Origin of the sequence: Paractinoplanes toevensis (genome assembly GCF_018332695.1) — a bacterium.
Classification (GTDB): Bacteria; Actinomycetota; Actinomycetes; order Mycobacteriales; family Micromonosporaceae; genus Actinoplanes; species Actinoplanes toevensis.
This window is the reverse complement of record NZ_BOQN01000018.1, coordinates 1-7,390: the sequence shown is the minus strand read 5'-3', so window position 1 is coordinate 7,390 and position 7,390 is coordinate 1. Positions and strand designations below refer to the sequence as shown.

Here is a 7,390-nt window from a genome sequence, read left to right as displayed (position 1 = left end):
GGCACTCTTAAGAACCGTCAAATTTGTAGCAGGTACCGACATGGCGGGCAACCAGCAACAATGAGGTCTGTTGGGACCAGTCGTTCACGGGCCCAGAAATTCCTGGGGTCACCCTGGGGTCCCGCAGCTATTCGGGCGTGTCGCCTGAGGCGGGCCACCGCAGCCGCCACCGGTCCGCCGGGAATAGCTCTGCGGTGCCGTCCGGCGACACCACCCAGAACGCGGCCACACCCTCCGGGATGTCGTACTCAAGCCGCTCCTGCTCGCTCGGCACCCGGGCGGTCACGGTCGCCCCGGCCGGCGGAACCAGGTCCTCGAGTTCGGGTTGTTCGCGCACCCGTGCACCATGCCCCTGCCGTACGACAACAAGGCTCTCGGCGCGCAATAGGGCGGTGGCGCGGCGGACGGTTTCGCGGGAGACCCCGTGTTCCTGCATGAGGGTCCGCTCCGACGGGAGCCGCTGCCCGGGCTTCAGGCGCCCGGTGACGATCTCTTTCCGCAGGAGGCCGGCCAGTGCTCGGTAGAGCGAGCCGCCGGGCTGCGGAGTGATCACTTACGGAACAGTAGGGAAGCCGATATGGACGTCCGACGGCGCGGATGTCCGGTTGTCCGGACCAGTTTGGGCGAGGGGGAAGTTAGTCGCGCGGCGCGACGATCCGCCCGAGCTCGATGCCGTCCATGATGGCTTTCGAATGGTCCGGCACCTTGGCGATCGCCACCTCGATCTTCTCCAGCAGTTCGGCGGACCTGTTGAGCTCGCCCGCGACTGGCCCGAGGATGCCCATGACGACGTCGAACCGTTCGTCGGTGTCGACGGTGAGCCGTTCGATGAGGATCCGGTTTCGGTCTTCGGCGGCGAGGATGTCGATCTGGGTGGAGCGCACGGACCGTTGCAGGTGTTCGATGCCGCCGAGGAGGATGAGGGCGGCGCCGAGCAGCATGAGCGGGATGATCGACAGGACGCCGAACAGCTGGGCGGCGCGGCTTTCGTACACCTGCTGGTCGCTGATGATGGCGGCGGCGAGGCAGACGAGGAACATGGTGAAGACGAGGGCGATGCCGGTCCAGAAGCAGCGCCGGCCGAACCGTTGGGTGCGCCGCTCGTCCGCAGGTAGGGCGCTGGCGCCGACTTGTCGCAGGTCTTGTGTGGTGGTGCCGATGTCCATGGGTGCTCCCCATCGTGCCTGTGGTGTGCTGCTTCCGTCACGGACGGTATGCCGGGTGTGGGGATCTGGATAGCCTCCAGTTATGACGGTTGTCCCACCGAAAGCATGATCGTCGGGTGGTGTGTGCGACGTCGCACGGCTCTTACCGCAGGTGAGATCCATTGTGCAAGTCTGGTTGTGTCACCCTGGACGGTTGTTGCAGGTCAAATCAGGTTTACCTGTTCGGCCGAATCTGGAATGACCATGCGGTGGGGCCGTAACCGGGCGGCCTGGTGGGCGTTGCCGCCGTTCCCCTGCCGGGTCGTCCGCTCGGCCGACCCTTGTCGGGTAACCCTGAACGTGATCAGGGAACGCTTTCACCTCACGTAACGGCGGCCGTTGTCACAGGCAGGCAGCGTGGTCACGCAGCCTCCTCGAGGTTGACCGCGGCGAACTCCTCCACCGCGTCCAGGTCTTCCGGCTGCAGCCCGTACTCGGACTGCGGACACAACAGCAATGCCCGCCCGTCCCGCTCCGCCTGGGCGATCGCCGGGAACAGGCGTCGTTCAAAACGCCATCAACGTCGAGGAGCAGGACGACGGTCACCACGCCCTCCTGCCGTAGAACCACCCAGTCAGGGGTGCAAGCGGCGGTATGAAGTCGTCGAAGATGACCGGATCGGCCACGTACGCATGTCCGTCGCGGACATCGACCACCACCATGTCCTTGCTGGAGCCGTCGTCGAGGCTCACCGGGACGGTAGCGCCGATAACGTGCAGCACCCCGGCGCTGATCTCCTCGCCGTGCTGGTCGAAGATCCGCCACTGCCCGATCGGGTAGTCCTCTTGCTCGAGGATGGTCACGCCGAACGAGAGCCCGTCGACGCTGAGAACGGGTGTGCCGAGGCGCTTCAGTTCGTCCAGGACGCCCGGACCGATCCGCATGAGGGTCGGGCGGCGGGTGGGCAGGGCGGCGGTCAGGGCGCGGATCTGGGCGAGCATGTCGTCGGCAAAAGGTGAGGTCACTGCTCGCCGGCCTCAGCCTGGGCGTCTGCGACCTCCTGCTGCCACCGGCACTCCTCGTAGACTGCCTCGGCGACCTGGCGTGCATCTGAGGGGTCGCTGACGCTGACACGCAGGGGCCCGGAAACCTCCGTCAGCCCTTTCTCGATGCGCCGGTACCACGACCCGTGGTCTCCGAAGTGGGGGTGCCAGCGGACGTGCAGGGTGACACCGTCTACGGGCACCAGAATGATCGTGTCGCCGTCGACCTGGTGCGGGATGGCGAGGCGGGTCAGCTGGGTGCTGACGTCGGTGATGTCGGCGGGCATGCCAGTGCTCATTCGGCCACCTCCGTCAGCTTGTCCTCGAGGTAGCGGTCGACGGCCCGTTCCCACAGTTGCTTACGCAGATGCTCAGGCAGCAGAGGAGCAGCCTCCTGATTGGTGATCCCAGGGTGGGCGGCTCGCAGCGGGATGAGAGCCGCTTCAAGCTCGGCGTACGGCTCGGCGGTCATCGCTCCACGTCCTCAGCCCAGCGCATGCCCCAGCCGCCCAGCGACTCCTCGTTCGGCCACACCAGCAGAGTCCGGACGTCCAGTGGGGCCCGCGCGCAAACGTCACGGAAGTACTCGTCCTCGTACCAGGTCAGGATCATGTCGCCCCTGTCGCTGTTGTAGCCGAGCAGCTTCAGGCGGTCGCGGATCTCCGGCTTGCGGAGATCCTTCGCGAAGTCGAACGGCATGCTGTCGATGGTCATGCGCTCACCTTCCAGGTGCAGGCGACGCCTGCCGGATGCTGCGGATGGTTGACCTCGGTACAGGCGCGGCAACACAGGTCGCCGGGCGGTTCGCAGTGCTCGTTGTGCAGGTCGCAGCACGGCGTGGTTCCCTCTTGGTCGGTGCTCTTGAACGGCAGGATCCCGCGCCGCTCCAACTCGGCCTCCACGCCATCCAGCAGCCACAACGTCGTCTGCCCGGACTGCGACGGCGGCGCGGCACCCTTCGGCCCGACGGTGTTGAACGTGCCGTCCGCGATCGTCTTGGCGACCACCTCAAGACCGCCCAGCAGGTTGCCGTGAATGGCCTGCAGCGTCTCTGTGGTGGCCTGCTCGAAGCCGTTCACGCCGGCACCTCGTAGTAGGCGGCACGCACCCGCAGCAGCCAGTCCTGGACGACCGCGCGGTCCGGCTCGTCGGGCAGCACCGACGGGCTCTCGTCGAACGCCTGCTCGTAGCGGGCCATCAACTGCCGGGCCAGCTCCAGATTTCCGGCGGCTACTTCCTCGCCGAAGTCCAGGAAGTGCTGTGGATCGTCCAGTCGGATCTCCAGCCTGCCGGTGGAGTAGAGCTGATGACCTTGGTGGCAGAGCCGGTAAAGGTGTCTCGAGTGCTTCGCGGTTCGCTTGCGGGTGTCAGCGCTGAAGGAACCGTCGCCGCGGGCTTCGAGCTTCTTGAACTGCTGGGTGGCATAGCCGAGGTAGGCATCCCGGACACGCTTTGCCGACAGGAACGCGTACCGCAGGTCGACCAGTTCGTCGCCGAGCGGTGTGCGGATGTCGTACAGGTCGCACGGAAGCCACATCAGCTCACTGACGGTTGGGTTGCCGCCGAGGGCCAGGCGGCAGTATTTCGCGGCTTCGTGGAACGTTGCGTCCGGCTTCGATGACACGGCCGACTCCTCGATCGGATCCAGACCGTGCAGCGCTGCCGTCTCCGTGGCGAAAACGCCCAGCATGTCGACATCGGATTCCGGGCCGGCGAGACCGTAGGCCGTTGAACCGACCACGCCCGACAAGAGCACGTTCTGCACGTCCATCTAGAAGTCCCCCTCGGCGACCTGGAAACAGGAGAGTCCCAGCTCACGCCACATTCGGACCACCTGATTTCGGTCGTCCACCACGAACGCCACATCGCGGCGGCCTTCGACGTACTTGCGGTACAGCTCCTCTTTGACGATCGAGTCCTTGCGGTTGTCCTTCTCGGGCCGCATGTGCAGCTCGTGGAACGGCACCTGCTGGGCATCGAGCCACAATTCGGTCTGCTGGCGGCAGACCTCGTCGCGGCCGGACATGAGGATCAGCCGGTAGCCGGCGGCGTGGACAATCCGGGACAGCTCGATGACGGGTGGATTGGGTTCGTCCTCGCCGACCCGGTGCCAGTCGTAGGGGGAGCGGTCACCGGTGCGCAAGGCGAGAGTGCCATCGATGTCGAAAAGGACTGCTCTGCTGGTCACTGGCCTTCCTTCTCGAACTCGCCGCTGAAGCTGCACGGCCACGCATCGCCGCACGTGCCGCAGTGCTCGGTGTCGCAGCCGCACTCTCCACCCCACACGGGACCGTCGATGCCCGGACCGTGGTAGATCTCGCCCGTGTTGCCGCAGGCGAAGCACACGCCCGGGATCGGGCCAGGGACAGGACCAGGGGCGGGGTTGCGCTCGTGGACGGCTGGCTCCAGCGGGCCGTGCTCGGCGAGCAGCCTGCTGTAGGGCATGGAGAGGTCCTCGTTGGCGTACGCATACCAGTCGCCGTCCTCGTCGTCGCGCACCCAGAAGAAGCCGTCACGGTCGACGGCTGAAGTGAGCTCGGTGGTTGGTGCAGTCATCGCAGGTGTCCTCCGTAGCCGTCGTGGGTGCAGCCGCACGGCAGGTAGCCCCAGCGGGAGCCTTCCGCCGCGCCGCATGCCTTCGGGTGGTCGAGAAGGCGAGGCAACTCGTTGCGCTCGCCGAACCGCTTGTACTCGCCCCAGGTGAGGCCAAGACACTCGTGCAGTTGCTTGCCGTCGTTCGCGGTGTTGTCGTGCCAGCGGTCGATGTAGTCGTCGATCTTCTCGGGGGTCGTCCAGCCCGCCCGCAGGTCGTCCATGAAGGTGCGCATGATCAGGTCTCCTTGCCTTGCGAGTCCCCGAGGAGCTCGGCCACACCCAGCCCCGTTTCACGCTCCATCGCCTCTGCACACCCCGGGCACACCCCGTACCGCCCGTCAGGCACGCCCAGAGCGCCGCAGCGGGGACAGTGCGGCCCGGGGATGGGTCCCTCGACCAGCCGCAGCCCCATCCGCTCCCAGGCGACCAGGACGGCGGGCAGGACATCCTCGACCAGCATGGCCCGAGCGGCGTAGCCCTTGCCGCAGGACTGGTCGTCCGGGTCATCAGTGCAGGTGTAGTGCCAGTCGATGTCGACCTCGTCCAGGGCCTTGTGGGCGGCCTCGGCGGCGGCGTCGATCCAGGGTTGCGGGTAGGTCACGAGAAGTCCCCGTCGTAGAAGCGGAAGCCCTCCGTATCGCGCCAGTCACGCGCGTCCGGGCGCCAGTACGAGCCCATGTTCGAGCCCTCCCAACGCTGCTGCTTGAGGTCCGGGGGCTGCAACGCGTCCAGCCACTCGATCGGGTTCTCGACCTCACGGCCGTACTCGTCGACCAGCCGGCCCGGCTTGTCGGTGAACACCTTGCGCCAGTCGTCGCGGGACAGAACCGGATAGCCGGTCGGGGAGTACCGGTCGTCGTCCGGGTCGTGCCGGTAGCCGCGGAATCCGAACGACCAGCCGCCGGAGGACTTGCCGACGTGCAGTTCGTCGGACCGGCCGCACGAGCCGCAGGGGTGCTCGCGAAGGTAGTAGTTGGTACCCATCAGCTGTCCTGACCTTCCGCCATAACCAGCCCACGCACCGGCACGCACTCCTCGACGACCACGTACGGGTTGGCCGGTATGCCGAAGTAGCCGACCTCGCCAAGCGTGCCCGGCTCGCCTTCCCGGGTGGCGTACTTGCGCTCGAACGCCTCGGCCAGCACGGCGAGCGCGTCTTCCTCGCTCTCCGCCCACACGACAGCTGAGCGGACTTCTTCGTAGGCGACACCGCCGGTTGAACCGACCGCGTCCTGCGCCATCAAGCGATACAACTTGACCGTCATTGCTGGTGTCCTCCGTATCCGTCGTGGGTGCAACCGCAGGGCAGGTAGCCCCATCGGGAGCCTTCCGCCGCGCCGCATGCCTTCGGGTGGTCGAGGAGCCGGGGCAGCTCGTTGCGCTCGACGAACCGCTTGTACTCGTTCCAGGTGAGGCCGAGGAATTCGTGCAGCTTCGGCCCGAACGGGCTGGGGCCGTCGTGCCAGCGGTCGATGTAGTTGTCGACCTTGTCCGAACTGGTCCAGCCCGCTCGCAGGTCGTCCATGAAGGTGCGCATCAGGGGTTGGGTAGGTCTCGGGCTCGGCGCCGCGCTTGACCAAAATCTGTGTCGATCACGTAGGCCCGCTCATCGAGGTGCAGGTAGCCCAGATCGGACGCGCCGTTGGGCCGCTCGATGACCACGACCGGCTTGAGGTCTTCGATTTCGTTGCTGTCGGGCGCGGCCCAGCCGATAACGCGGCTGACCTGGATTTCACCGTCGTGGGGCTTCGTGGCGGCGAACAGCGGGTAGGGCTGGGGCTGGAAGTTCATGGTTCTCCTTCGGTCAGTGGTGGGCGTACAAGTCGGGCCGGTAGGCGGCCAGGGCCTGCTTGGCGCCGTTGCCGACAGCAACCGCGCCCTTCAGCGCCCGGATGGCCGCGGCGAGCAGGTCGTCGTAGTCGGCTATGCCGGGGTCCAGCGGGATGATCAGCAGGCGGTGACGTTGGTACGGCCAGGCGAGGTGCACGTACAGGTTGGGCTTGCTGTCGGTCACCTGCCAGCCGGCGGACGTCAAGGTTTCGACGATGCGGGCAGGGTCGGGGGTGGTCATCGGGCGGCCACGAACAGGCTGACAACGTGGCGGGCGGGGATGTACGCGGTCCCATCCTCGTCGTCGATTCGGAGCACGGCGTCGAGGTTCTTCAGTTGCTCAACGCACCGGTCGACGGTGGCCTGGTCAACGGTGAAGCTCTCACCGCCGCCAGAGGTGCGGATGTTGATCGTCGGCATGTTGGTCCTTCCTGTCGCGGGGTCGAGGTCAGTAGGGCCGGGGCCGGCCGGGCTGGTAGTCCACCCGGCTTTTGGCCGACCGCGGGTGCATCTTGTTGCCGCGCCGGGTGGCCCGGTTCGGGGCTTCGCGCTCCTGCGCATGCCGTTCGGCCTGAACGTCTTCCGGCTCCCGGCCGGTCGCGAGGGCCTCGGCCACGTCCTTCAGGACACGTCGCCAGTCCTCGGCCAGGGCGTCCTGGTCGTCGTGCGCGCCGTTCACGCCTGCTCCCGGATGATGGTGCGCCCGAACGGCACGCGGTACTTCCCTGCCGCCGACGTGATGACCGGGCACGGCCACATCACCGACGGACCGAACCA

At 66.8% G+C, this 7,390-nt stretch carries 19 protein-coding genes; all 19 read right to left on the bottom strand.

What is annotated here, in order from left to right:
* Nucleotides 1–127: 127 nt before the first annotated feature.
* The 19 genes from Ato02nite_RS07545 to Ato02nite_RS07455 all read right to left on the bottom strand — a co-directional run bounded on the left by Ato02nite_RS07545 (nt 128) and on the right by Ato02nite_RS07455 (nt 7,292).
* Nucleotides 128–553: a GntR family transcriptional regulator gene (locus Ato02nite_RS07545; RefSeq protein ID WP_213005677.1), complete on the bottom strand. Its 426-nt coding sequence runs from the start codon at nt 551–553 to the stop codon at nt 128–130.
* Between the two features lie 82 nt (nt 554–635).
* Nucleotides 636–1,328: a hypothetical protein gene (locus tag Ato02nite_RS07540; protein ID WP_213005676.1), complete on the bottom strand. Its 693-nt coding sequence runs from the start codon at nt 1,326–1,328 to the stop codon at nt 636–638.
* A gap of 419 nt (nt 1,329–1,747) precedes the next feature.
* Nucleotides 1,748–2,170 carry a hypothetical protein gene (locus tag Ato02nite_RS07535; protein WP_213005675.1) on the bottom strand — a complete coding sequence of 141 codons (423 nt, stop codon included), beginning with the start codon at nt 2,168–2,170 and terminating at the stop codon, nt 1,748–1,750.
* Nucleotides 2,167–2,487, bottom strand: a complete 321-nt coding sequence (locus Ato02nite_RS07530) for a hypothetical protein (protein ID WP_213005674.1) — start codon at nt 2,485–2,487, stop codon at nt 2,167–2,169. Before Ato02nite_RS07530 ends, Ato02nite_RS07535 begins: the two co-directional genes overlap by 4 nt.
* Nucleotides 2,484–2,660 carry a hypothetical protein gene (locus Ato02nite_RS07525; protein ID WP_213005673.1) on the bottom strand — a complete coding sequence of 59 codons (177 nt, stop codon included), beginning with the start codon at nt 2,658–2,660 and terminating at the stop codon, nt 2,484–2,486. The genes Ato02nite_RS07530 and Ato02nite_RS07525 overlap by 4 nt, the downstream gene beginning before the upstream one ends.
* Complete coding sequence (locus Ato02nite_RS07520) at nt 2,657–2,902, bottom strand: hypothetical protein (RefSeq protein ID WP_213005672.1); 246 nt, start codon at nt 2,900–2,902, stop codon at nt 2,657–2,659. The genes Ato02nite_RS07525 and Ato02nite_RS07520 overlap by 4 nt, the downstream gene beginning before the upstream one ends.
* Nucleotides 2,899–3,267: a hypothetical protein gene (locus Ato02nite_RS07515; protein ID WP_213005671.1), complete on the bottom strand. Its 369-nt coding sequence runs from the start codon at nt 3,265–3,267 to the stop codon at nt 2,899–2,901. The genes Ato02nite_RS07520 and Ato02nite_RS07515 overlap by 4 nt, the downstream gene beginning before the upstream one ends.
* On the bottom strand, nt 3,264–3,959 hold the full coding sequence (locus Ato02nite_RS07510; RefSeq protein WP_213005670.1) for a nucleotidyltransferase domain-containing protein: 696 nt from the start codon (nt 3,957–3,959) through the stop codon (nt 3,264–3,266). Before Ato02nite_RS07510 ends, Ato02nite_RS07515 begins: the two co-directional genes overlap by 4 nt.
* Nucleotides 3,960–4,376, bottom strand: coding sequence for a phosphatase domain-containing protein (locus tag Ato02nite_RS07505; protein ID WP_213005669.1), 417 nt, complete (start codon nt 4,374–4,376; stop codon nt 3,960–3,962).
* Nucleotides 4,373–4,744 (bottom strand): hypothetical protein, encoded by a 372-nt coding sequence (locus Ato02nite_RS07500; protein WP_213005668.1) that lies wholly within the window; start codon nt 4,742–4,744, stop codon nt 4,373–4,375. Before Ato02nite_RS07500 ends, Ato02nite_RS07505 begins: the two co-directional genes overlap by 4 nt.
* A complete protein-coding gene (locus Ato02nite_RS07495) occupies nt 4,741–5,016 on the bottom strand; it encodes a hypothetical protein (protein ID WP_213005667.1) in 276 nt (91 codons plus the stop codon). The genes Ato02nite_RS07500 and Ato02nite_RS07495 overlap by 4 nt, the downstream gene beginning before the upstream one ends.
* A gap of 2 nt (nt 5,017–5,018) precedes the next feature.
* The gene (locus Ato02nite_RS07490; protein WP_213005666.1) at nt 5,019–5,384 is read right to left on the bottom strand and encodes a hypothetical protein; all 366 of its coding nucleotides are present in this window, start codon (nt 5,382–5,384) and stop codon (nt 5,019–5,021) included.
* On the bottom strand, nt 5,381–5,767 hold the full coding sequence (locus Ato02nite_RS07485) for a hypothetical protein (RefSeq protein ID WP_213005665.1): 387 nt from the start codon (nt 5,765–5,767) through the stop codon (nt 5,381–5,383). The genes Ato02nite_RS07490 and Ato02nite_RS07485 overlap by 4 nt, the downstream gene beginning before the upstream one ends.
* Nucleotides 5,767–6,048: a hypothetical protein gene (locus Ato02nite_RS07480; RefSeq protein ID WP_213005664.1), complete on the bottom strand. Its 282-nt coding sequence runs from the start codon at nt 6,046–6,048 to the stop codon at nt 5,767–5,769. The genes Ato02nite_RS07485 and Ato02nite_RS07480 overlap by 1 nt, the downstream gene beginning before the upstream one ends.
* Nucleotides 6,045–6,320 carry a hypothetical protein gene (locus tag Ato02nite_RS07475; protein ID WP_213005663.1) on the bottom strand — a complete coding sequence of 92 codons (276 nt, stop codon included), beginning with the start codon at nt 6,318–6,320 and terminating at the stop codon, nt 6,045–6,047. The genes Ato02nite_RS07480 and Ato02nite_RS07475 overlap by 4 nt, the downstream gene beginning before the upstream one ends.
* Nucleotides 6,320–6,574, bottom strand: a complete 255-nt coding sequence (locus tag Ato02nite_RS07470) for a hypothetical protein (RefSeq protein WP_213005662.1) — start codon at nt 6,572–6,574, stop codon at nt 6,320–6,322. The genes Ato02nite_RS07475 and Ato02nite_RS07470 overlap by 1 nt, the downstream gene beginning before the upstream one ends.
* Before the next feature lie 13 nt (nt 6,575–6,587).
* Entirely contained in the window at nt 6,588–6,854 is a 267-nt protein-coding gene (locus tag Ato02nite_RS07465) for a hypothetical protein (protein WP_213005661.1), read from the bottom strand.
* Nucleotides 6,851–7,033, bottom strand: a complete 183-nt coding sequence (locus tag Ato02nite_RS07460; protein WP_213005660.1) for a hypothetical protein — start codon at nt 7,031–7,033, stop codon at nt 6,851–6,853. Before Ato02nite_RS07460 ends, Ato02nite_RS07465 begins: the two co-directional genes overlap by 4 nt.
* 28 nt (nt 7,034–7,061) lie before the next feature.
* A complete protein-coding gene (locus Ato02nite_RS07455) occupies nt 7,062–7,292 on the bottom strand; it encodes a hypothetical protein (protein ID WP_213005659.1) in 231 nt (76 codons plus the stop codon).
* Nucleotides 7,293–7,390: the final 98 nt, after the last annotated feature.

Bases quoted from the DNA above. Each gene is read 5' to 3' on its own strand.
- Ato02nite_RS07475 (WP_213005663.1), bottom strand. From the start codon at position 6,320: ATGCGCACCTTCATGGACGACCTGCGAGCGGGCTGGACCAGTTCGGAC.
- Ato02nite_RS07525 (WP_213005673.1), bottom strand. From the start codon at position 2,660: ATGACCGCCGAGCCGTACGCCGAGCTTGAAGCGGCTCTCATCCCGCTG.
- Ato02nite_RS07460 (WP_213005660.1), bottom strand. From the start codon at position 7,033: ATGCCGACGATCAACATCCGCACCTCTGGCGGCGGTGAGAGCTTCACC.
- Ato02nite_RS07485 (WP_213005665.1), bottom strand. From the start codon at position 5,767: ATGGGTACCAACTACTACCTTCGCGAGCACCCCTGCGGCTCGTGCGGC.
- Ato02nite_RS07510 (WP_213005670.1), bottom strand. From the start codon at position 3,959: ATGGACGTGCAGAACGTGCTCTTGTCGGGCGTGGTCGGTTCAACGGCC.
- Ato02nite_RS07495 (WP_213005667.1), bottom strand. From the start codon at position 5,016: ATGCGCACCTTCATGGACGACCTGCGGGCGGGCTGGACGACCCCCGAG.
- Ato02nite_RS07500 (WP_213005668.1), bottom strand. From the start codon at position 4,744: ATGACTGCACCAACCACCGAGCTCACTTCAGCCGTCGACCGTGACGGC.
- Ato02nite_RS07480 (WP_213005664.1), bottom strand. From the start codon at position 6,048: ATGACGGTCAAGTTGTATCGCTTGATGGCGCAGGACGCGGTCGGTTCA.
- Ato02nite_RS07540 (WP_213005676.1), bottom strand. From the start codon at position 1,328: ATGGATCTCACCTGCGGTAAGAGCCGTGCGACGTCGCACACACCACCC.
- Ato02nite_RS07465 (WP_213005661.1), bottom strand. From the start codon at position 6,854: ATGACCACCCCCGACCCTGCCCGCATCGTCGAAACCTTGACGTCCGCC.
- Ato02nite_RS07520 (WP_213005672.1), bottom strand. From the start codon at position 2,902: ATGACCATCGACAGCATGCCGTTCGACTTCGCGAAGGATCTCCGCAAG.
- Ato02nite_RS07530 (WP_213005674.1), bottom strand. From the start codon at position 2,487: ATGAGCACTGGCATGCCCGCCGACATCACCGACGTCAGCACCCAGCTG.
- Ato02nite_RS07470 (WP_213005662.1), bottom strand. From the start codon at position 6,574: ATGAACTTCCAGCCCCAGCCCTACCCGCTGTTCGCCGCCACGAAGCCC.